The 21779-nt window shown below is 68.2% G+C and carries 22 protein-coding genes; 5 read left to right on the forward strand and 17 right to left on the reverse strand.

The window, feature by feature from the left end; translation table 11 throughout:
* Nucleotides 1-4: 4 nt before the first annotated feature.
* Complete coding sequence (locus ACTHQS_RS12605) at nucleotides 5-1090, forward strand: ADP-ribosylglycohydrolase family protein (protein WP_440169331.1); 1086 nt, start codon at nucleotides 5-7, stop codon at nucleotides 1088-1090.
* Here ACTHQS_RS12605 and ACTHQS_RS12610 read toward each other — a convergent pair.
* On the reverse strand, nucleotides 1071-1550 hold the full coding sequence (locus ACTHQS_RS12610) for a DUF4395 domain-containing protein (protein WP_440169333.1): 480 nt from the start codon (nucleotides 1548-1550) through the stop codon (nucleotides 1071-1073). The two genes, ACTHQS_RS12605 and ACTHQS_RS12610, sit on opposite strands and share 20 nt — an antisense overlap.
* A gap of 79 nt (nucleotides 1551-1629) precedes the next feature.
* Entirely contained in the window at nucleotides 1630-2694 is a 1065-nt protein-coding gene (locus ACTHQS_RS12615) for an exonuclease domain-containing protein (RefSeq protein ID WP_440169335.1), read from the reverse strand.
* Nucleotides 2695-2776: 82 nt separating this feature from the next.
* On the opposite strand from ACTHQS_RS12615, the gene ACTHQS_RS12620 reads away from it, so the two are divergent.
* Nucleotides 2777-3571, forward strand: coding sequence for a DedA family protein (locus ACTHQS_RS12620; RefSeq protein WP_440169602.1), 795 nt, complete (start codon nucleotides 2777-2779; stop codon nucleotides 3569-3571).
* A gap of 75 nt (nucleotides 3572-3646) precedes the next feature.
* Here ACTHQS_RS12620 and rdgB read toward each other — a convergent pair whose 3' ends face one another.
* From rdgB to clpS, 6 genes are all read right to left on the reverse strand, one after another.
* Complete coding sequence (gene rdgB / locus ACTHQS_RS12625; RefSeq protein WP_440169337.1) at nucleotides 3647-4294, reverse strand: RdgB/HAM1 family non-canonical purine NTP pyrophosphatase; 648 nt, start codon at nucleotides 4292-4294, stop codon at nucleotides 3647-3649.
* Nucleotides 4291-5049, reverse strand: a complete 759-nt coding sequence (gene rph / locus ACTHQS_RS12630) for a ribonuclease PH (RefSeq protein ID WP_440169339.1) — start codon at nucleotides 5047-5049, stop codon at nucleotides 4291-4293. The genes rdgB and rph overlap by 4 nt, the downstream gene beginning before the upstream one ends.
* A gap of 56 nt (nucleotides 5050-5105) precedes the next feature.
* Nucleotides 5106-5903, reverse strand: a complete 798-nt coding sequence (locus ACTHQS_RS12635; RefSeq protein WP_440169341.1) for an MBL fold metallo-hydrolase — start codon at nucleotides 5901-5903, stop codon at nucleotides 5106-5108.
* Nucleotides 5900-6931 (reverse strand): glutamate racemase, encoded by a 1032-nt coding sequence (gene murI, locus ACTHQS_RS12640; protein WP_440169344.1) that lies wholly within the window; start codon nucleotides 6929-6931, stop codon nucleotides 5900-5902. The genes ACTHQS_RS12635 and murI overlap by 4 nt, the downstream gene beginning before the upstream one ends.
* Nucleotides 6932-7036: 105 nt before the next feature.
* The gene (locus ACTHQS_RS12645) at nucleotides 7037-7603 is read right to left on the reverse strand and encodes a DUF2017 domain-containing protein (RefSeq protein ID WP_440169346.1); all 567 of its coding nucleotides are present in this window, start codon (nucleotides 7601-7603) and stop codon (nucleotides 7037-7039) included.
* Complete coding sequence (gene clpS / locus ACTHQS_RS12650; RefSeq protein ID WP_440169348.1) at nucleotides 7596-7979, reverse strand: ATP-dependent Clp protease adapter ClpS; 384 nt, start codon at nucleotides 7977-7979, stop codon at nucleotides 7596-7598. The genes ACTHQS_RS12645 and clpS overlap by 8 nt, the downstream gene beginning before the upstream one ends.
* A 155-nt stretch (nucleotides 7980-8134) precedes the next feature.
* On the opposite strand from clpS, the gene ACTHQS_RS12655 reads away from it, so the two are divergent.
* Together ACTHQS_RS12655 and ACTHQS_RS12660 are read left to right on the forward strand one after the other, a co-directional pair.
* Nucleotides 8135-9463 carry a nicotinate phosphoribosyltransferase gene (locus ACTHQS_RS12655; RefSeq protein ID WP_440169350.1) on the forward strand — a complete coding sequence of 443 codons (1329 nt, stop codon included), beginning with the start codon at nucleotides 8135-8137 and terminating at the stop codon, nucleotides 9461-9463.
* A gap of 9 nt (nucleotides 9464-9472) precedes the next feature.
* Nucleotides 9473-10105, forward strand: a complete 633-nt coding sequence (locus ACTHQS_RS12660; RefSeq protein ID WP_440169353.1) for an isochorismatase family protein — start codon at nucleotides 9473-9475, stop codon at nucleotides 10103-10105.
* Nucleotides 10106-10108: 3 nt separating this feature from the next.
* On the opposite strand, the gene ACTHQS_RS12665 is transcribed toward ACTHQS_RS12660, so the two are convergent.
* From ACTHQS_RS12665 to ACTHQS_RS12685, 5 genes are all read right to left on the reverse strand, one after another.
* Nucleotides 10109-11890: a DEAD/DEAH box helicase gene (locus ACTHQS_RS12665; protein WP_440169356.1), complete on the reverse strand. Its 1782-nt coding sequence runs from the start codon at nucleotides 11888-11890 to the stop codon at nucleotides 10109-10111.
* Nucleotides 11890-12228 carry a DUF3039 domain-containing protein gene (locus ACTHQS_RS12670; protein WP_110541018.1) on the reverse strand — a complete coding sequence of 113 codons (339 nt, stop codon included), beginning with the start codon at nucleotides 12226-12228 and terminating at the stop codon, nucleotides 11890-11892. Before ACTHQS_RS12670 ends, ACTHQS_RS12665 begins: the two co-directional genes overlap by 1 nt.
* Nucleotides 12229-12337: 109 nt before the next feature.
* Entirely contained in the window at nucleotides 12338-13117 is a 780-nt protein-coding gene (gene nagB / locus ACTHQS_RS12675) for a glucosamine-6-phosphate deaminase (protein WP_440169359.1), read from the reverse strand.
* A gap of 21 nt (nucleotides 13118-13138) precedes the next feature.
* Nucleotides 13139-14710, reverse strand: a complete 1572-nt coding sequence (locus ACTHQS_RS12680; protein WP_440169361.1) for a transporter — start codon at nucleotides 14708-14710, stop codon at nucleotides 13139-13141.
* Complete coding sequence (locus tag ACTHQS_RS12685; protein ID WP_440169364.1) at nucleotides 14692-15486, reverse strand: ABC transporter ATP-binding protein; 795 nt, start codon at nucleotides 15484-15486, stop codon at nucleotides 14692-14694. The genes ACTHQS_RS12680 and ACTHQS_RS12685 overlap by 19 nt, the downstream gene beginning before the upstream one ends.
* Nucleotides 15487-15537: 51 nt before the next feature.
* On the opposite strand from ACTHQS_RS12685, the gene ACTHQS_RS12690 reads away from it, so the two are divergent.
* Nucleotides 15538-17415, forward strand: a complete 1878-nt coding sequence (locus tag ACTHQS_RS12690; RefSeq protein WP_440169366.1) for a Na+/H+ antiporter — start codon at nucleotides 15538-15540, stop codon at nucleotides 17413-17415.
* Nucleotides 17416-17431: 16 nt separating this feature from the next.
* Here ACTHQS_RS12690 and ACTHQS_RS12695 read toward each other — a convergent pair whose 3' ends face one another.
* From ACTHQS_RS12695 to ACTHQS_RS12710, 4 genes are read right to left on the reverse strand one after another with little or no spacing between them, the layout of a single operon-like run.
* Entirely contained in the window at nucleotides 17432-17701 is a 270-nt protein-coding gene (locus ACTHQS_RS12695; protein ID WP_440169369.1) for a DUF3253 domain-containing protein, read from the reverse strand.
* Between the two features lie 28 nt (nucleotides 17702-17729).
* A complete protein-coding gene (locus tag ACTHQS_RS12700; RefSeq protein ID WP_440169371.1) occupies nucleotides 17730-18827 on the reverse strand; it encodes an NADH:flavin oxidoreductase/NADH oxidase in 1098 nt (365 codons plus the stop codon).
* A complete protein-coding gene (locus tag ACTHQS_RS12705; protein ID WP_440169374.1) occupies nucleotides 18827-19846 on the reverse strand; it encodes a tetratricopeptide repeat protein in 1020 nt (339 codons plus the stop codon). The genes ACTHQS_RS12700 and ACTHQS_RS12705 overlap by 1 nt, the downstream gene beginning before the upstream one ends.
* Nucleotides 19847-19897: 51 nt before the next feature.
* Nucleotides 19898-21562 (reverse strand): hypothetical protein, encoded by a 1665-nt coding sequence (locus ACTHQS_RS12710; protein ID WP_440169605.1) that lies wholly within the window; start codon nucleotides 21560-21562, stop codon nucleotides 19898-19900.
* Between the last annotated feature and the right edge of the window lie 217 nt (nucleotides 21563-21779).

Consider the following 21779-nt stretch of genomic DNA (forward strand, 5'->3'; position numbering starts at 1 on the left):
CTCCATGAGCTCTAACCACGGCATCCCCGCGCCTACCCTTCCGTCCCGCATCCGCGGTTCCCTGCTGGGCGGGGCGCTGGGCGATGCCCTGGGCTATGCCGTGGTGTCCGATTCCATCGCCGACATCCGGGAGCGGTTCGGGGCGCAGGGCCTGGCAGGGTTCGAGGACCTGCAAGGCCCCTGCCATTTCTCCGATGACACCCAACTAACCCTGTACACGGTGGACGGACTGGTGGAGGCGCTGGAGTGGGCAAACTCCGGCGTGGGAGCGGACGTGAACGCGTGCCTGTGGCTGGCCTACCTGCGCTGGCTGGCCACCCAGGGTGAGGATGCCGGGCCGTCCGCACCGGCGCCCCAGCCGCGCTGGATCGACGGCAATGAGGTGCTCAGGCAGCGCAGGCATCCAGACAAGGTCTGCATCAGCGGGCTGGCATCCGGTGAAATGGGAACCGCGATGCGTCCGGTGAACCCCGAGGCCAGAGGCGCCGGCACCGTAATGCGTTCGGCACCGTTCGGGCTGGTGCCGCACATCACGCCCGACGCCGTCTACAAGTTGAGTGCCGACGCCGCCGCGCTGACGCATGGACATCCTGCCGCGCGGCAGAGTGCGGGCATCTTCAGCCTCCTGATCCACCGGCTGGTGTCCGGGGAGGAGCTGCGGGACGCCGCTGACGGCGTGACAGCGCATGCGGCCACCCTGGTGGACGTGGCCCCGGAGCTGCCGCAACGCCTTGAAGCCGCCCTCCGGCTCGCGGAGAAAGCAGATGTCGGCCCGGAGGAACTGCTCCAGGTGCTGGGCGGAGGCTGGACGGCGGAGGAAGCACTCGCCGTCGCGCTTTATGCCGTCCTCGCCACGCTCCCCGCCGAGGCTGCCGACGCGCAGCCCGCCGTGCATTTCCGGAGGGCCCTCGCGGTGGCGGTGAACCACAGCGGCGGCAGCGACACGGCAGGATCCCTGGCGGGGAACATCCTGGGTGCGCTGTACGGCGAGGCATGCCTGCCGGCGGAATGGCTTGAGGCCCTGGAAGCGCCGGAGGTCATCCGGGGCATGGCGGATCAGTTGGTGAAGGTTACGACCGGCGAAGGCTGATGTTGTTGCAGGCCTCGCAGACGTCCTCCGGGATCACTCCGCGGCGCTGCAGGAACCCGAAGATCGTGCATCCCAGGCAGAATCCGGCGAAGGCCTCCAGCGACGCAGCTATCACCAGGACGCCCAGGAGCGTCCAGGCTGCCGGCGCCGCACCGGCGGTCAACAGGAGCAGGGCGGCGGTGGATACTGCCGCGCCGATCCCCTGCGCAAAGCGCTTGGGCGGTCCCGGAACCAGCTTCACCATTCCCAGCCGCGGGGTAATCACCTTGACCGAAAGCAGTGCCAGGGGCGAAATCCTGGGGCCGAACAGCAACCGCAGCCAGAACCCGACGGCAATGGCCGCGAGCCCCCATCCGGAATTGGCCACGGCGGTGACGACGGCGAGCAGCACCACGAGCGCTGCCGTGGTGCGGGCGGCGTACTCGTTGACTGGGTTGGGAAAAGCGAACAGGGAGGCCATGACGCAAGGGTAGGAGGCAGCTGCCGGGGCGGCCAAGCTTTGTTGCGCCGCGTGACTGCGCCCCTTCCCGGCGGATGGGTCAGGCGCTGACGGCGGGTGCGCGTGCGCCCGCCCAGGCTTCCCCGGCGCTGTGGAGCGGCCCCGGCGCTGCGTCCCCGCTGCCCACCATCTGCAGGAACTCACCCTCGGACAGTACTTCGATGGCCTGCCCCCGCTCGTGGAGCTCCAGGACCCGGCGCGCCTTGCCGGTGAGCCGGCCCGAGCGCAGGTCCGCGGCAACGAACCCGTCCCCCACCACCAGGACGGTCGTCCGGGCGGTGACCCGGCTCTCGGTCCGCGCCCCGCACCGGGCCGACCGCAGTTTGGCTTCCGGACGGTTGATGGAGAGCTGCCCGGTGAACACCACCGTCTGGGCGTACAACGGATGGCCGGGCTCGGCGTCGAGGTTGGGCTCCGGGTTCAGTCCTTCCTCGGGCCAGCCGGACTGGAACCGGCGGACCAGGGCGGCCCCATTGCCGGAAGCACCCGCCATGGCCGTGAGGCTGGGCTTTGAGAGGTCCCCGGTGGCTGGATCGAAGGCCTGCTGCCGGGGCATGGCCAGTCCCAGGGACAAGTACAGTTCGGCGATGCTGTTGGCACCGTTGCGCGCGGCGATATCGATGAGGATGCCCGCACAGGCACGTGCATCCTCTGTAGCGTCGTGGTGGTTGACCAGCGGCACGCCCGCTTCCTCGGCTGCGAACGGGAGGGAATTGGATACCAGGGAGTAGCAGCGCCGCGACAGCATGACGGTGCAGACGTAGTCGTAGGCGGGCCCGGGCAGGCCCGATACTTCCAGCGCCGAGCGGATCACGCCCAGGTCGAAGGCGGCGTTGTGTGCGGCCAGCACATCGTCGCCGATGAACGCGCCGATTTCAGGGAACAGCTCGCCGAAACGGGGCATGCCGGCCACGTCGGCGGGAGTGATGCCGTGGATCCTGACATTGTGGTGGGCGAAGGAGTCGTACCCCGCCGGCGGACGCATCAGCCAGGAGGCCTCCGCAACGATCTTTCCGCCCCTCACCTTCGTCAGCCCCACAGAGCACGGGGAGCCCCGGAAGCCGTTGGCCGTTTCGAAGTCGATCGCCGTAAAGTTCAAACCCACGGCCCCTACCTTACCGCCGGGGAGCACCCAGCCCGGGAAGCACAGGCCCGTCAAGTAACCTTGAGGGGTGAACTTTCCTGTGATGAATGACCTCGCTGTGTCCATGCTGGGCGGTGCGGGACCGGTCCAGCCGAAAATGGCATCCTTCCTGCCCGATTGGCTGAACCCCCAGGTCTTCCTGGCCGATCCCGCACTCGCCCCCTGGGTGGTCCTGCTGGTGTGCGGAATCGTCTTCGCCGAAACCGGCCTGCTGGTGGGTTTCTTCCTGCCGGGCGATTCCATGCTGTTCACCGCGGGCCTGCTGGTGGCCACGGACACCATCAAGTTCAACATCTGGCTCCTTGCCCTGCTGATCGTTGTCTCAGCCATCATCGGCAACCAGACCGGCTACCTCATCGGGTCCAAGGCCGGCCCTGCCCTCTTCAACAAGCCCAACTCGCGGCTCTTCAAGCGCGAGAACGTCGAGAATGCGCACGCGTTCTTTGAAAAGCACGGCGGCAAGGCCCTGATCCTGGCCCGTTTCGTGCCGATCATCAGGACCTTTGTTCCGGTGATCGTCGGCGTGGCGCAGATGAGCCGGAAGAAGTTCTTCATCTACAACGTCATCGGCGCGGCGCTGTGGGGCGGCGGCGTGACGCTGCTCGGCTACCTGCTGGGAGACAAGGTTCCCTGGGTCCGCGACAACCTGGACATCATCTTCATCGCCATCGTGCTGGTCTCGGTGATTCCCATCGGCATCGAGCTCCTGCGCGGGATGTCCGCGCGGCGCCAGGCGGCCGCCTATGGTACCGACGCCGTCGATGAGTTCATCGAGGAGCACGGGCCGGAAGAGGAGCAGAAGACTCCCCGCAACATCCGTGGCGGACGGCCGGAATAGCAGGCCTCCACCCACTCCTGATTGACAGAAAAGGTGCGCACCCCGCCTGGGTGCGCACCTTCTTTGCGTGTTCTCTCAGCCGGCCGCCTCCAGCGCCGCCACAATCGAGGGCAGCAGTGCCCGGAAGGCCTTGCCCCGGTGGCTGATGGCGTTCTTCTCCTCGGCGGACAGCTCGGCGCAGCTGCGGTCCTCGCCCACCGGCTGCAGCACGGGATCATAGCCAAAGCCGCCGGCGCCGCGTGGTTCACGGAGCAGGACCCCCTCCAGCTGTCCATACTCCACCACCTCGCGCCCGGGGCCCTCGGCTTCCGCGGGCATGGCCAGCGCGGCAGCACAAACAAAGGCAGCACCGCGGTGTTCGTCAGGAACATCGGACAGCTGGTTCAGCAGCAGCTCCAGGTTGGCGGCATCGTCACCGTGCCGTCCCGCCCAGCGGGCGGAGAAGATCCCCGGAGCCCCGCCCATGACGTCCACGGCCAGCCCCGAGTCGTCGGCGATCGCCACCAGCCCGGTGGCGCCGGCCACCGCGCGCGCTTTCAGCAGGGAGTTCTCGGCGAACGTCACGCCGGTTTCGACGACGTCCAGCGCACCCGCCGCCGCTGCGTCCACCACCTGGGTGTCGACGTCGAGCCCCGGCACCTGTCCGCGCAGCAGTTCACGGAGTTCGCGAAGTTTTCCTTTGTTGTGCGTGGCGAGCACCAGCCGGGGAGCCGCACCGCTCACAGGGTGTCGGCCAGGGTCTCGCGCTGGATGGCGGCCAGCTCAGCGGTGCCCAGCAGCGCCAGGTCCAGGAGCTGGTTCAGCTCATCCCGGTCGAACGGGGCACCCTCTGCGGTGCCCTGCACCTCCACAAACTTGCCCGAGCCGGTGACCACCACGTTCATGTCGGTCTCCGCCCGGACGTCCTCCACGTAGGGCAGGTCAAGCATGGGGACGCCGTCGATGATTCCGACGGACACGGCCGCGATGGTGTCGATGAGTGGCTGGGCGTTCCTGGCGATGAGTTTGGTGTCGCGGGCGAACCGGATGGCGTCAGCCAGGGCCACATAGGCGCCGGTGATCGCTGCGGTCCGTGTGCCGCCGTCGGCCTGGAGGACGTCGCAGTCCAGCACGATGGTGTTCTCGCCGAGGGCCTTGGTGTCGATGATGGACCGCAGCGAACGCCCGATCAGGCGCGATATTTCGTGCGTGCGGCCACCGATCTTCCCCTTGACGGATTCGCGGTCCGAACGCGTGTTGGTGGCACGGGGCAGCATGGCGTACTCGGCCGTGACCCAGCCGCGGCCTTCGCCCTTGAGCCAGCGCGGGACACCGGCGGTCAGGGATGCCGTGCACAGGACCCTGGTGTTGCCGAACTCGATCAGCGCAGATCCCTCAGCCTGGTTGGACCATCCGCGGGTGATGCTGATGGGCCGGAGCTGGTCGGGGGCACGGCCGTCGGCGCGCACAATGGGCACTGCTGTTGCTTCAGATGTCATGCCTTTAGCTTATCGAGTGCCGGTGGGGCAGGCAGGCGCAGTGGGATCGGGCGCAGCTAGATGGTGTAGTGCACGCCCGCCACGGCAACCGCCACATCGCCGGGAAACACGGGACGGGCTTCGGCCATCACGGTGGTCTGGGATGTCCACACCGGGATGTGGGTCAGCAGGAGCCGCCGCGCGCCGGCTGCCGCGGCTGCCTCCCCGGCCCGCTTGCCCGTCAGGTGAACATCGTTGATGCCGTCGTCGCGGCCTTCTTCGAAGGCTGCCTCGCACAGGAACAGGTCGGCGTCCTTGGCTGCTTCCTCAAGTCCGGCGCAGGAATCGGTGTCGCCCGAATAGGTCAGGACCCGGGACAGCGGACTTCCGTCCTTGCCGGGTTCCACCACTTCCACGCGGAGGGCGTAGGCCTCCTCGATGGGGTGGTTCACGGCGAACGGGGTGATGGTGAACGGCCCCACGGTCACGGGTTCGCGTTCGGTCCAGTTGGTGAAGTCGAACTCTTCATGCATGCCGGGATCCAGGGGCAGTCCGTAGGCGGTGGCCATCCGGTCTGCCGTGGCGGCGGGCCCCCACACGGGAATCCGGCCGCGGCCCCAGCCTCCCGGCTTCCAGCGGATGGCAACGTGCAGCCCGCACAGGTCCATGCAGTGGTCCGGGTGCAGGTGGGTGAGGAAGATCGCATCGATGTCCTCCAGGTCGGTGTAGCGCTGGATGGCTCCGAGCGCTCCGCTGCCGAGGTCCATCACCACTTTCCAGGTCCGCTCGCCGTCCGTGGCGGTCAGGAGGTAGCACGACGCCGGGGACCCGGGCCCGGGGAATGAGCCCGTGCATCCCACAATGGTCAGCTTCACAGGGCGGACCCTCCGCCGCGGCGCGCACCGGTGAATCCGCCGCCCACGAAGTTGGAGGTCCTGGGCCGGTTGCGCGCGCTTTGCGCGGCGGCAATCATCTCAGGGGTGATCCGTGCCAGGCTGCCCGTGGGGTACTGCGCGGCCACATGGTCCACGTGCCGGACCGACAGTACTTCCGGGCCCAGGAACCGGCGGGCGAGCGCTTCGAACTGCCCGGCGTCACCCGTGGCCACGAAGTGGTGCTCGGGCGGGGCCTCCGAGGTGCGCTGCAGGTTGTGGGTGGCCAGGGCACGGTAGACGTCCTTGGCGGTTTCTTCCGCGCTTGAGACCAGGGTGACGTCGGCGCCCATGACGTAGGAAATGACGCCGGTCAGCAGCGGGTAGTGGGTGCAGCCCAGGACCACGGTGTCCACGCCGGCGGCCTGCAGCGGCGCCAGGTATTCCTCTGCGACCGCGAGAAGGGCCGCGCCGGTGGTGATGCCGGCCTCCACATAGTTGACGAATTCCGGGCAAGCCACGGAGGTGATGTCCAGGTCGGGTGCTGCGGCGAAGGTGTCCTCGTAGGCGCGGGACCCCACCGTGGCGGAGGTGCCGATCACGCCCACCTTTCCACTGCGCGTGGCCGCGACGGCGCGGCGGACCGCGGGCTGGATCACCTCGATGACCGGGATGCCGTACTTGGCGGTGTAGCGTTCGCGGGCGTCACGAAGGACAGCGGCCGACGCCGAGTTGCAGGCGATGGTGAGCAGCTTGACTCCGGAGTCCACCAGTTCGTCCATCACGCCCAGGGCGTTGGCGCGCACCTCGGCGATGGGGAGCGGTCCGTACGGCCCGTGGGCGGTATCCCCCACGTAAAGGATTGACTCGTTGGGAAGCTGGTCAATGATGGAGCGGGCCACGGTAAGCCCGCCGACTCCGGAATCGAAGACGCCGATGGGGCGGGATTCAGGGGCGGCGGCCGGAAGGTCGCTTTCGGCGGCCGCCGGCTGTGTTTCCGCCGGTGGTTCCATGCTCGGGGCTGTTGTCATGATTATTCGAGGATAGGTGGTCCCGGAAGCGTCAGCCATCATCTTGTGTCCGGCAACTCATGTCTGCTGTGTCACAGCGGACGGCCTCCCCTGGGCCGCCGACGCTCACCGCTTGGATTCCATCGACTGCAGCATGGCCTGCACCAGCGACTCCTGGAGCCAGGTGGTGAAGTTGTACACCAGCGCCAGGTAGCTCTCCACGTCCTCGGCCTGGGACCAGTCCTGCATGCGGTGGACGTGTTCGGCGTCGGCCTCGTCCCGGATGTCCAGCCGCTCCGCCAGGACCAGCCGCACGTCGTTCAACGCCATGGACCAGTGCCGGGCCCCTTCAGGCGTCAGCACGATCTCGTCCTTGTCCAGGTCCAGGGCAGCCGCCCGGAGGGCACCGATCTTTGTTTCCCGCAGCGACCGCTCGGTGAGCTGGCGGAACTCAAGGGACGCGGCGCCGTCGTCCTTCACCACGTTGGGAAGCAGCCGTTTGACGGCACGGTCCGTGGGTTCGGCCACGTCCATGTCCAGGCCGATGAGTGCGGCAAGCGGGTCCTGTCCCGTGCGGTCCTCGGGCTGGAGCATGGAGATGACGTCGTCGATGAGGCTGCGGAGCAGGTCCCGCTCGGCGGGTTCCAGGAAGCCCGTGATGCCCTTAAGCCCGTATTTGAATGCCTTAGCCACGCTTCCCCTTACCCTGGCCCGGACCGCCGGACTTGCCTGAATTGCCGCCGGGGCCGCCGCTGGCCTTTTCCACCGTGGCCCAGAGCCCAAAACCGTGCATGGCCACCGCGTGGCGCTCCACTTGTTCCTTGCTGCCGGAGGCAACGATGGAACGGCCCTTCTTGTGGACTTCCATCATGAGCTTGTTGGCTTTGCTCTCGGAGTAGCCAAAGTAGCTTTGGAAAACATAGCTGACGTAGCTCATCAGGTTGACGGGATCGTTCCAGATCACCAGGTTCCAGGGGATGTCCGGCGCGGTCAGGGAGTCGGTGGACTCTGCTGTGCCGGTCCGGATGCCCTCCTGTGTATCAGGGCCGGGCGCAACGCTTATGGTCATCTGTCCATTCTATGGGGAGGGTGGGCCCACGCCGGCGAGGGCCCCGCGGCGAAGCGAAGCGAGACGAGGGAGCCGGTGGGTGGGCCCACGCCGGCGAGGGCCCCACGGCGAAGCGAAGCGAGACGAGGGAGCCGGTGGGGACTAGAGTGACTTTCGTGAGCACCTCAGCCGGCTGGGACCATCCCCGCACGTCCTTTTACACCGACCACTACGAGCTGACCATGCTGCAGGCGTCCCTCCATTCAGGGGCAGCGCACCGCAGGTCCGTGTTCGAAGCGTTTGCGCGGCGCCTGCCTGACGGCCGGCGCTACGGCATTGTGGCCGGTACCGGACGCCTCCTGGAAGGCATTGCGAATTTCCGCTTCGGCGAGGCTGAGCTGGACTTCCTGGAGCGCACCAAGGTGGTCAACCAGGAAACGCTGGAGTATCTGGCCAACTACAAGTTCGCCGGTGACATCTGGGGTTACGCCGAGGGGGAGGCGTATTTCCCCAACTCCCCCATCCTGGTGGTGGAGGCCTCCTTCGCCGAGGCCTGCATGCTGGAGACCTACCTGCTGTCCGTCCTCAACCATGACACCGCCATCGCGTCCGCTGCGTCCCGGATGGTCAGTGCAGCCGGCGGCCGTCCCTGCATTGAAATGGGCTCCCGGCGCACCCATGAGGAGGCCGCCACCGCATCCGCGCGTGCGGCAATCATCGCCGGCTTTGACAGCACGTCCAACCTGGAGGCGGGCATCCGCTACGGCGTGAAGACCGTCGGCACTGCAGCCCACTCGTTCACGCTGCTGCACGATACCGAGCGGGAGGCCTTCGAGGCCCAGCTTGCCTCGCTGGGCGAGGGCACGTCGCTGCTGGTGGATACCTACGACGTCGAAAAGGCCGTCCGCACGGCCGTTGAGCTGGCGGGACCCAACCTGGGCGGCGTCCGGCTGGACTCTGGCGACCTGGTGGCCCAGGCGCAGTGGGTGCGCCGGCTCCTGGACGACCTCGGCAACGAGCACACCAAGATCGTGGTCACCTCGGACCTGGACGAATACGCCATCGCTGCCCTGCAGTCAGCCCCTGTCGATTCCTACGGCGTCGGCACGTCGCTGGTAACCGGCTCCGGTGCCCCCACGGCAAGCATGGTCTACAAGCTGGTCAGCCGGGCGGACGACGACGGCACCTTCGTCTCCGTGGCCAAGGCGGCCAAGAACAAGGCCAGCGTGGGCGGCCGCAAGTACGCACTGCGGAAGCTGGACGATCGCGGTACCGCTACCGCGGAAGTCGTGGGAGTGGGCCACCGGCCGGAGGATGACGGCAACGACCGTCCGCTGCTGCAGCAGTTCATGAAGAACGGCGAACTGGTGCCGGGATGGACCGGCCACGAAGGCGTGCTGCGCGCACGGCAGCGCCACGCAGATTCCATGGCTGAGCTGCCCCCGGTGGTCAACCGCCTGCAGCGCGGCGAGGCAGCGATCCCCACCATCTACGAAGAAAACTGAGGAGCACTGATGTCCCGCGCTTTGATCATCGTGGACGTGCAGAACGATTTCTGCGAGGGCGGCTCGCTCGCCGTTCCCGGCGGTGCGGCAGTGGCCGGCGCCATCAGCGAGTACCTGGACGCCCACAACGGCGAATTTGACCATGTGGTGGCCACGCAGGACTGGCACATTGATCCCGGCAGCCACTTTTCCGATACGCCCGATTACAAGGACAGCTGGCCCCGGCACTGCGTGGCAGGCACCCGCGGGGCCGAGCTCCATCCGGACCTGGATACCGAGTACGTGGACGCGTACTTCCGGAAGGGCCAGTTCGCCGCCGCCTACTCGGGCTTCGAGGGCCTGCTGGCCCCTGAGGACGCCGTCCCCACCGGGGAACGCCAGCCCGGGGGCCTGCCCGGCGCCCAGGCAGGGCTGGAAACCGATGAGGACGCCATCGGCCTCGATGACTGGCTGCAGAGCCACGACGTGGAGGACGTGGTGGTGGTCGGCATCGCCACCGATTACTGCGTGAAGGCCACCGCCCTCGACGCCGTCCAGGCCGGCTACGGTGTCACGGTAGTGCGGCGGCTGACCGCCGGCATTGCCGAGGATTTGGAAGACGCCGTTGCGGAAATGGAACTCGGCGGGGCGGACGTCGCCTAAGGGCTACTTGCGGCCCACGAACCAGTCCTGGAGCTTGCGGAGCCGGGACTTCAGTTGCTCCTCGTTGGCCTGTGCCACGGGTGGGCCGCCGCAGACAGTGCGCAGCTTGGTGTGCACCACTCCGTGCGGGGTTCCGGTCCGGGCAGCCCAGGCGGCCACGTTCTTGGCCAGTTCGTTTCGCAGATCCATCAGCATGCGGTGGTCGGGCACGGCGGGGACCTGCTGGGCGGCCGCGGCCGGGCCTTTCCGGTTCTTCCGGTTCAACTGCTCGTGCTGGCGCTGGCGCAGCAGCGTCCCCACCTGCTCCGCGTCGAGGAGTCCGGGGATCCCCAGGAAGTCCAGTTCGTCGTCGGACCCCACTTCGCCGCCGGTGCCGAACTCGCCGCCGTCAAACAGGACGCGGTCGAAGGACGCCTGCGAATCCAGCGCCTCGAATTTGCCCTTGGTGAGGCTGTCGGAGGCCTTTTCCTCGCGGTTGGCCTCCTCCATCAGCGCGTCTTCCGGGTTGAACAGGCCGTCGCCGTCCTCCTTCTCCGGCCGGTCCAGCGCGTGGTCCCGCTCCATCTCCATGGAGTTGGCCAGTGCCATCAGCTGCGGCACGGACGGCAGGAAGACCGACGCCGTTTCGCCCCTCTTGCGGGCACGCACGAAACGTCCCACCGCCTGGGCGAAGAACAGCGGCGTGGACGTTGAGGTGGCGTAGACGCCCACGGAAAGCCGGGGCACGTCAACGCCTTCGGACACCATGCGGACCGCAACCATCCAGCGCTTGTCGCCGGCGGAGAAATCCTCAATCTTGTTCGACGCCTTGGCATCGTCGGACAGGATGACGGTGGGCGATTCGCCGGTGATCCGCTTGAGCTGCCCGGCGTAGGCGCGGGCGTCCTCATGGTCGGTGGCGATGACCAGGCCACCGGCGTCAGGCACGGTGCGCCTGACTTCGCTGAGCCGCTTGTCGGCACCGGCCAGGACAGCGGGAATCCACTCCCCCGCCGGGTTCAAAGCGGTCCGCCAGGCGTGGCTGGTGATGTCCTTGGTCACGGCGGCCTCACCAAGGGAGGCGGCCATTTCCTCGCCCGCGCTGGTGCGCCAGCGCATCTGCCCTGAGTAGGCCATGAACATCACCGGCCGGACCACGTGGTCGCGGAGGGCGTTGCCATAGCCGTAGGTGTAGTCGGCTTTGGAGCGCCGGATGCCGTCCCGGTCCTCGGCGTACTCCACGAACGGGATGGGCGAGGTGTCGGAGCGGAACGGTGTACCGGTCAGGGACAGCCGGCGGACCGCGGGATCGAACGCTTCGCGCAGGCCGTCGCCCCAGGACAGGGCTTCGCCGCCGTGGTGGATCTCGTCCAGGATCACCAGGGTACGGGCGGCCTCGGTCTTGGCGCGGTGGAGCAGGGGCTTGCTGGCCACCTGTGCGTAGGTCACGGCGACGCCGATGAACCCCCGGCCGTGCTGGCCGTCGGAGTTTTTGAAGTTGGGGTCGATGGCGATCCCCACCTTCGCCGCCGCGTCCGCCCACTGGCGTTTCAGGTGGTCGGTGGGGGCGACAATGGTCACGCGGTTCACGGCACCGGAGTCGATGAGGGTGGACGCGATCCGCAGCGCGAAGGTGGTCTTACCGGCACCCGGGGTTGCGACCGCGAGGAAGTCGCGGGGACTGTTCTGCAGGTAGAGGTCAAGGGCTTCCTGCTGCCAGGCACGGAGTTTCGGGGCGGTTCCCCAGGCTGCACGTTCCGGGTAGGCCGGAGGCAGGGTGGGGCCGCCAAAGAGCGTCTCCGTCACTACTTGTTGTTGCCCGAGTCCCCCGGACCCTTCCCGCCGTCGTTGCCCGGCCGGAGGCCCTCATAGACTTCCTTGCATTCAGGGCACACGGGGAACTTCTGCGGGTCCCGTCCCGGGGTCCAGACTTTGCCGCAGAGCGCAATGACCGGTTCGCCGGTCATCGCGGACTCCATGATCTTTTCCTTGCGCACATAGTGGGCAAAGCGCTCCCGGTCTCCCGGTTCCACCTCCTGGCGCAGTTCCTCGCGCTCAATGGTGGCCGTGGACGTTCCAGCCCCGGAAAGCTCGCGCATCGGGTCGTTCTCGAGAGGGTCCGTCATGCTAGTCATGGCATCCATCTTAGCCTTTCCGAGGGCCGGACGTCCGACGGCGGCACGCCCGTACCGGCGTCCGGCACCGGCCGCCGTCGTACTTTTGGACGCCGTGCCGCCGCTCCAGCAGGGGTCGTTACAGTCCCTGCCAGGCGGGCTTGTTCTCATAGGTGTGGCGGTAGAAGTCCGCAAGTTTCAGGGCCGAAGCCGCGGCCTCGTCCAGCAGCACGGTGGCGTGGGGATGGAACTGCAGCACGGAGGCCGGACAGATGGCAGCCACCGGCCCCTCCACGAAATCGCGGACTGCCTGGGCCTTTTGCGCGCCCGTGGCCAGCAGGATCACGTGGCGCGCCGCCATGATGGTGCCCAGGCCCTGCGTGATGACATGGTGCGGCACGTCGGCCAGGCTGGTGAAGAACCTGACATTGTCCCGGCGTGTCTGTTCGATAAGGCTCTTGATCCGCGTCCGGGACGCGAAGGAGGAGCCTGGCTCGTTGAAGCCGATGTGCCCATCGGTGCCCACGCCCAGCAGCTGCAGGTCCACCCCACCGGCCGCGGCGATGGCCTGTTCATACGCCTCGCAGGCAGCAGGAATGTCCGCGGCGGTTCCGTCAGGCCCATGGACGTTCTCCGGGACGATGTTCACGCGGTTGGTGAATTCCCGGCGTATCACCTCCCGGTAGGACTCCGGGTGGCCGGTTGGCAGGCCAACATATTCATCCAGCGCGAAACCGGAAGCCCTGCTGAAGTCCAGGCCCCGTTCATGCCGGGCTGCGAGTTCGTCATAGACCGGCAGCGGCGAGGATCCCGTGGCCAGGCCAAGGACCGCGTCCGGCTTGCGGCGGACCAGCTGTTCGATGGCATCGGCGGCGAGCCTTCCGATCTGCCTGCTGCCGCCGAGGATTACGACTTCCATGGGGTTCCTTTCCTGGAACTGTCAGCGGTTGACGGTAACCTGCGCCAGGAGTTCCGGCCCGCGGGCATCGAGCCACCTGCCGCCCAGGCGGACACCGGCCAGGAAGAGGACCAGGCCCAGAACGGTTCCCACCGCAAGGTTGGTCCAGCCGAACAGGATGTTGCCCGTGACCGCCTGGGCAACCAGCAGCGCGGCCTCGGGCAGGACCAGGAGCATCAGGACCAGCATTCCCACGAACTGCACGGCCAGGGTCTGCCCTACGTTGCCCGGCGGTTTCTTGAACGGGCTGTCCCCGGGCAGCGGCACGGTGACCGTGTACCGGGCGGACACCACCGAGGACAGGCCCAGGCCGGTGAAGAGGATCCCCAGGCTGAACCCCAGCTGGCCGGGAAGCCCTGTCCAGGTGCGGGTGAAGGCGGCATGCCCCACCGAGAACACCAGCACCACGGGGAGGGCGAAGGTCATGCACGCCAGGGCACGTCCCAGCCGGTCCGCAACGCCCCGGACTCCGGTGGCCAGGTGGAGGGCAAACGCGGTGTTGTCATAGGAGACGTCAGCGGAGATTGACCAGGCCAGGATGAAGGCGGACACCGGGGCGAGGAAAGCCAGGCTGCCATAGCTGCCCGTCTGCGTCCCCTGGAAGGCCAGCACCACCGGAAGCAGCGGTATGACCACCAGCGAACCCGAGTAGCGCGGGTCCCGGAACCAGTAGGTGAGCGACCTTGCCATCACGGCTCCGGCGGGGGTGGCCGGCAGCAGGCCGAACAGTCCCAGCCTGCGGCCCCGGCGCTTACCGGCGCCGGCGTACGGCGGGGTGACCAGTGCCCGTTCGAGCAGCAGCTTCCAGCACCAGGCCAGCGCAGCCAGGACCGCCACCGAGACCAGCAGCTTCAGTGCGGCGTGCCCGGGGCGGCCCGACGCGACGTCCCCGCCAAGCGACCAGGGGGCGCCGAGCGGCGTCCACGACAAGGTTTGGGCGAACTCCGGCAGGAAACCCGTGGACGCGGAGATGCCGCGGCCAACCCCCGCCACGATGGGGCCGAGCAGGACCAGCGGCACCATGAACGCGAGGGCGCTGATATCCTTGAAGCGCCGGGAAGCGGCCAGGCTCGCCGTGGCGGTGGTGACCACCTTGGCCAGAACGACGCAGGTCATGACGCCCAGGCACGCGCCGGCCAAAGCTGCGAGCGCGGGGAGCACGCCCCGGGACCAGGTGACCACCGTGGACAGTGACACGAGCGCGGTGGCCAGGCCTGGAATGCCGATCAGGCCGCCCAGGGCAAGTCCGGCGAGCATCTGCCTCATGGGGATCGCAAAGGTGGTGAAGCGGGCCGGGTCGAGCGTCATGTCCGTAGCCGATGCCGCTACCGGAACAACGCCCCAGCCCAGGACGGCGACGGAGCCACCCAGGACCACCGCGGTATGGGCTGTCACCGGCCCGGCGTTGCGCAGCAGGACCAGGGCAATGATCAGTGTCGCCACCACTCCCAGCGCATAGAGCCCGGCGATGGCCATGCCCACCAGCTGCCAGGGGCTGCGGCGCAGCCCGTTGCGGAGCAGCGTGAGCTTGAGCTTTAGAAGGTGCGCAACCATTCCAGGCCCTCCGTGTGGCTGTGCCCGCCGACCAGCTGTACGAAGCGGTCCTCAAGCGAGGCGCCGGCGCGCACCTCATCCACGGTCCCCGCCGCCAGCAGCCGTCCCTTTGCCACCACCGCAACGTGGTCGCACATCCGCTGCACCAGGTCCATGACGTGGCTGGACACGATGACCGTTCCGCCCGAGTCCACGTACCGGTCCAGGATGGAGCGGATGTTTGCTGCAGACACCGGGTCAACGGCTTCAAACGGCTCGTCCAGCACCAGGAGCCGCGGGGCGTGGATGAGCGCTGAGGCCAGGGCAATCTTCTTGGTCATGCCCGCCGAGTAATCCACCACCAGCGTCCCCGCATCCTGGGCAAGGTCCATGGCCGCCAGCAACTCCCCCACCCGCGCAGCCACCACGGCCTTGTCCATGCCGCGCAGCAGCCCGGCATAGGTAATCAGCTGCTCTCCCGTCAGCCGGTCGAAGAGCCGGACGCCGTCGGGAAGGATACCCATGAGGCGCTTGGCTTCGAGGGGGTGCTGCCAGACGTCGACGCCGTGCACCACGGCGGTGCCGAAGTCCGGGCGCAGGAGGCCGGTGGCCATGGACAGCGTGGTGGTCTTGCCTGCCCCGTTGGGTCCCACGATGCCGAAGAACGACCCCGCCGGTACGTCCAGGCTGATGCCGTCGACGGCGATTTTCCCGCCGAACCGCTTGGCCAGCCCCCGGATGGAAAGGGCCGCCACGGGGCCCGGATTCGACGCCTGGTCAGGGATCGGAGCAGTCATGATGCCAGCCTAGTCCGCGGGCCCCCGCTCCGGGGGTGGGAAACTAACCTCATGGACATTGCGCTGGGCCTGCTCGTGATCGTTGCGGTGGTCTGCGCGGGGAGCTTGGCGGGCCGGAAGCTCAACCTCCCGGTTCCGCTGCTTCTGGTCCTGGCCGGCGTGGCGGGTTCCTTCCTGCCGTTCATTCCGCCGGTGGAGCTTAACCCCGAACTGGTCCTGGTTGGCCTGCTGCCACCGCTGCTCTACGCAGCCGCCTTCCGCACATCGTTGTTCGACTTCACCTCTAACCGCCGCTCCATCGGGCTCCTGTCCGTTGGCTACGTCATCTTCGGCGCCCTGGGCGTCGGGGCGGTGGTCTGGCGGCTGTTCCCGGAAATCCCACTGGCCGCCGCCATCGCCCTGGGCGCGGTGGTGGCTCCTCCGGACGCCGTGGCTGCCACGGCGATCGCACGGAGGGTGGGCATGCCCCGCCGGATCGTCAACATCCTTGAAGGCGAGTCCCTGGTCAATGACGCCACCGCGCTGGTGTGCCTGCGCGCTGCCGTGGCCGCCATCGCCGGTTCGGTGTCCGCAGTGGATGTGGCCGCCGGCTTCGTGGTGGCGGCCGGCGGCGGGCTGGTGGTGGGCCTCGCTGCCGCCTACATCCTGACTGAAATCCGGAAAAGGATCAGCAACGTGGCCATCAACACTTCCACGTCGCTGATGGCCCCGTTCGTTGCCTTCCTCCCCGCCGAGGCCATCCACGCGTCCGGCGTGCTCGCCGTCGTCGTCACCGGCCTGGTGATGGGCACCAAGGCGCCGTCCATGCCCAACGGAGCCGCGCGGCAAAGCGCCCGCAGCAACTGGGACACGGTGCAGTTTCTCCTGGAGAACTCCGTGTTCCTGCTGATCGGCCTGCAGGTGCGGACCATCATCGACAGTGTCCAGGACGATTCACTGGGGGCCGGCCGGGTGTGGCTTGGCTGCGCGGTGATCCTGCTGGCCGTGCTGGTGCTGCGCCCCATCTGGGTCTTTCCCACAACGTACCTCCCCCGCCTGATTCCTGCGGTGCGGCGGAAGGACCCGGCGCCGCCGTGGCAGTTCCCCGCCATCGTGTCCTGGGCGGGCATGCGCGGCGTGGTTACCCTGGCCGCCGTGCTCACGCTGCCCGATGACCTTGAACACCGCAACGTACTGGTCCTGGCCGCCATGGTGGTGGTGGCCGGCACCCTGGTGCTGCAGGGCTTTACGCTTCCCGCCCTGGTCCGCGCCCTGGGCGTGCCGGGGCCGGACAGGCGCGAGGATGCGCTGAACCAGGCGTCATTGATGCAGCTGGCCACCACCGCGGGGATGGCACGCCTGGAGGAGCTCCGGCGTGAGAGCGATCCCCCCGAGGTCATGGACATGCTGCGGCGGCGGACGCAGGAGCGGGGGCTGGCAGCCTGGGAGCGCCTGGGCAGGCCGGCGGCAGAGGCGGCCACCCCCAGCCAGCGGTACGCCCAGCTGCGGATGGCCATGCTGGAAGCGGAGCGGGAGAAAGTCCTGGAGCTCAGGCGCGGCGGGGACTTTGCCCATGAGGTCCTCAGCGAAGTCCTGGAACGGCTGGATGTGGAGGAGTCCATGCTCGACGCTTCCCTCAACGAACTGGACTCCGCAGCTGACGGCGGCGGCGGCGAAGGCCTGTCCCAGCCGGGCGGCGTCTGCGACCACCTGACGGCCGCCATGCCGTCTCCGCTCCCCGGCGACCCGGCCTGTGCAGGCTGCGAACGGGAGGGCACCACGCCGGTGCACCTGCGCATGTGCCTTGCGTGCGGACACGTCGGCTGCTGCGACTCCTCCGCGGGACGGCACGCCAGCCGCCACTTCAAGGAAACCGGCCACCCCGTCATGCGCAGCATCGAACCCGGCGAAGAATGGCGCTGGTGCTACGTGGACGACCTGCTGGGCTGACAGCCGGCGCTGGTCTTCAGGGCGCCTTTCGGATCCGGATGGGGCCCTTCGCCGTAGCAGGATCGACGACGGATCCGCCCTGGGTGATCTGGACCTGGCCGGCGTCTACCAGGCGACGCGCAGCTTCGCGGGCCGGTTCCATGAGGGGCCGCCAGTCGTCGCCGCCCACGGCCCTGGCGGCATCGGACGGGCAGATCGTGGATGTTGGCGCCCGCGCAGCCAGCAGCTCCAGGATCTTCGCTTCCAGCTGCCGGCAAACCGGGGTGTGCGGGTCAGGGCGCGTCATGCCGTACTCCCACTCCGGAAAATGCGGTTCAGAAGGTGCGCCGCGGGATGGCGCGCTCGTACTGGGGCGGCCAGGCCATGTCGTGGCCCAGTTCAAATGCGGCCCGGAGCCACCAGTGGGGGTCGCGCAGCGCGGCCCGGGCAATGAAGACGCCGTCGGCCTGGCCGGTGGCAATGGCGTGCTCTGCCTGTCCTGGCGTGGTCACCAGCCCCACCGTGCCGGTGGCAATTCCTGCCTCCTCGCGGATGGCGGCCGAGAAACCGGTCTGGTACCCCAGCCCCGGTTTGATCTGCTGGTGGGCCACTGCCCCGCCGCTGGAAACATCCACCAGGTCCACGCCATGCGCAGCAGCTTCACGGGCCAGCCGGACCGACGCCGCCTGGTCCACGCCGCCGGGCGCCCAGTCGGAGGCCGAGATCCTGAGCAGCAGGGGCATGGAATCGGGAATCACGGCACGGACGGCGTCAACCACGGCCAGCATCAGCCGGTTCCGTCCAGCTTCGTCCCCGCCCCACTCGTCGTCACGCTGGTTGATCAGCGGGCTTTGGAACTGGTGGAGGAGGTAGCCGTGCGCCCCGTGGATCTCCATGGTGTCAAAGCCGGCGGCCACCGCACGCTCAGCGGCGGCGGCAAAATCAGCGATGACGCCCTGGATCTGTTCCACGGTCATGGCGGCAGGTGCCGCGTAGCCCTCGAAGGAGGTAGTGGACGGGCCGACCGTGTCCCACCCGCCCTCGGAAGCCGGGACGCTGCCGTGCTTGCCGGAGAACGGCCAGTACGTGGAGGCCTTCCGGCCGGCATGGGCCAGCTGGACGCCAATCCGGGTTCCGGCGGTGCCGTTCCGGTGGACGAAGGAAATGATCCGCTGCCAGGCCGCCGCCTGCTCATCGTTGTACAGGCCCGCGTCGCGGGGGCTGATCCGGCCCTCGGCGTTCACGGCCGCGGCCTCGGTGAGGATCATTGCCGCGCCGCCCACGGCGAAGCCGCCCAGGTGCACCAGGTGCCAGTCGTTTGGAACCCCCGGGGCGTCGTCGGGATCGCAGCTGTACTGGCACATGGGCGACACCCAGCCCCGGTGCTGCAGCTCCATGGACCGCAGCGCCAGCGGCTGGAACAGGGCCGGCACTAGAACAGCACCCGGGCCAGGGCCTGGCGCGCCTTTGCCACGCGGCCGTCTCCGGCGCCCACCACCTCGAACAGTTCCAGCAGCCGCACCCGCGCAGTTTCACGCTCCGGACCGAAGTTCCGTCCGATGAAGGCCACCAGGCGGTTCAGCGCGTCCTCCACGTGGCCGCCGGCCACGTCCAGGTCCGCCACCCCGAGTTGGGCTTCAAGGTTGTTCGGCTCATTGGCCGCCAGCGTACGCAGCGCTTCGCTGTCCTGGGCCGATACCGACTGCAGCCGGTCCATCAGCTCCACCTGGGCCAGGCCGGCCTTGGCTTCGTGGTCCGACGGCATTTCCTTCAGCGCCTGCCGGTAGGCCTCGGCGGCGGCGGAGTAGTCGCCGGCCTCAATGGCGTCATAGGCGGCCTGGTGCAGCGGCGGCAGCGGCGCGGGCTCCTGTTCGGCGGCCCCGCCGGCGTCAAGGCTTCCGGTCACGCCGTTGGCCGCCGCCACCTTGAGGAGTTCGTCGAAGAGGCTGCGCACCTGCTGCTCCTCCGCCGAACCCTGGAAGAGCGGTACCGGCTGCCCCTTCAGGACGGCGACCGCGGTGGGGACGGCCTGCACCTGGAAGGCCTGGGCAAGCTGCGGGAACGCTTCGATGTCAGCTGCACCGAGGACCAGGCGGCCGCCATAACTGGCAACAACACGGTCGAGGGTCTCCACCATCCTGCCGGACTCCGGCGAATAGGACGCCCACAGGGCGAAGACCACAGGAACCTGCGCGGACAGTTCCACCAGCTGCTGGAAGTTTGCTTCGGTGACGTTGACCTTGAGTTCAGGTCCACCTGCCGCCGCGGCCGGCTGCTCTCCCTGCGCCGCCACCGGAGCCCCGGACGGAGCTGTGCCGGCGGGGGCTGGGCCGGTTGGGGCTGTACCGGCGGGAGCAGCGGGGCGCTTCAGTGAGGAAAGGTCGACGGCGCCGCGCAGGTTAAGCAGGCTGGCAGCGGCAGGAGGGACTGGGCGGGAAGCTGGCGAACTCATGTTTCCCACTCTAGCCACTCCGGCCGCTGCCGGTGGCAATACAGCCAGGGGCTACTTGAAGCTGGCCCCCACGAGGCCGCGGGTGGCGGCGACGAGCTTCATCGGGTCCGTCGAACCAGCCGGCGGCACGTACACGGCCATCGACTCGGCGAAGTTCAAGACCATGCCCGTGGTGGTTTCCTTGCCCCCGGCCAGGGCTGCTGCGTCGTCGCCGATGCTGAGCTTGTCACCTGCGGCCTTCGGCGTGCCTTCGAAGCCGAAGTTGATCCGGCCCAGGACCAGGGCCCCGCCATCGGAGGTCCGGAACACCACGGTGCTCTCGGGAACCACCTTGTGGGTGAAGGAGAAGTTGCCGTTCTCGCCCGCCTTGGCCACCTCTGCCTGGTAGGACAGGGTGTCAGCGATGTACGGCGAGGAGTCACCCTCGACGAGCTTGTCCTTGAACGGCGAGTCTGCGGACGTGAGCCTGTCGGCGAGGCCGGACATTGCCTCCTCGCCGCTGTAAAGCAGTCCGGACTTGTCCGAAGCGGCCAGGGTGTCGGTGCCTCCGCGGCTGATGTTCGGGAACGTGGTGCCCGGCTGCAGGGGCGTGGTTTCCATGAGCTTGTAATTCTCGCGCGGCGACTGCTGGACCAGTGTCAGGATCTGCGGGACAACGTTGCCTTCGCCCTGGGTCACGGCCAGCACCGAACGCGGCCAGTCACGGTCGCTGGTGACCACTGTGGTCAGCAGCTTGGTGGAGCGGACGGGCATGCGCGGCTCGTAGGAACCCACCTGGGAGCGGATCTTGTAGTTCTGGGTGCGGATTTCCAGCTCTGGACCGGCAACGCGGTCCGCGAGCTTGGCGGCATCCTTGGCGGCATCCCCGGCATCGGTGGCGCTGGAGACCTGCTCCAGGATCCGGCGGAACTGTGCGTCGAGCAGGACAGGCGAACCAACTGCTTCCTTGGCCGGTGATGAGGCGCTGCCGGAAGGCTGGGGGCTGGGGCTGGCCGCCTGGGCGGCGGTGCCGGATCCCGCCAGCACGGCTGCTGCCACACCCGCAGCCACCATCGTGACCTTGGAGGACGACGACGGGGCCTGGGTCTGTGCCTTCCGGGCCCGGGCGCGGCGGACAAAGCCGGAGCCGCCGTCGCCTTCGCCGTTCTTCCGGCGCGCGGAAAGCAGCGCCAGGACGATGCCGCCCAGGATCAGGAGGCTGCCCAGGACCATCAGCGGGACAGCCCAGGGGGTGGACGTGTCGTTCGGGAAGGTCATGGACACGGTGGCAGGTGCCGGCTTGGTGCCGTCGGACGCGAGCAGGAGGCTCCAGTCGCCGTCGGCGGGCGGGGTCCACGTGTACTCAAGCTCACCACTGGCATTCTCGTTGGAGACCCAAAGGTCCGAACCGGCTGGGTTCGGGGCGGTAGCTTCGCCGTCGGCGTGGTCAACCCGGAGGGACTTTTCGTCCTCGGAAACCCCGGTGATGGTGTTGTGGGCCGTCCTGCCCACCCAGGCGTCGACGTCATCCGGCCGGCCGGAGGCCAGCATGAAGTTACCGTCGCCCTGGATGTTGATCTTGACCGTACCGCCGTGCAGGGTGCGCAGCTTCTGGTCGATGACCGTGAGCGGCGCAGCGGCGGCGTCGGCCGGCGCGGACGCCGTGAACGTCTCGGAGGGAGCCCAGATGGTTCTCTGGCCGATGCCGGCCAAAAGTGTCAGGAGGCCGAGCAGCACAAGTGCGGCTGCAGTCTTTAAACGCAAGGGAAACACCTATCATCAGCGGGGGTTTGCCTTCAATAGTAACCTTTTTGTTACCACGCTCCCTTTTTTGGCCCTCCCGCCCCTTCCCCTGCCGGCCCGCGGGCGGCGCCTTCGGCTCGTGGTGACAAGCCTGCTGATAGTGTTTGCGATGATCATCACACCGGCCCGCGCAGGCGGTGCCACGCACGGA

Source organism: Arthrobacter sp. SAFR-044, assembly GCF_051965175.1.
Classification (GTDB): domain Bacteria; phylum Actinomycetota; class Actinomycetes; order Actinomycetales; family Micrococcaceae; genus Arthrobacter.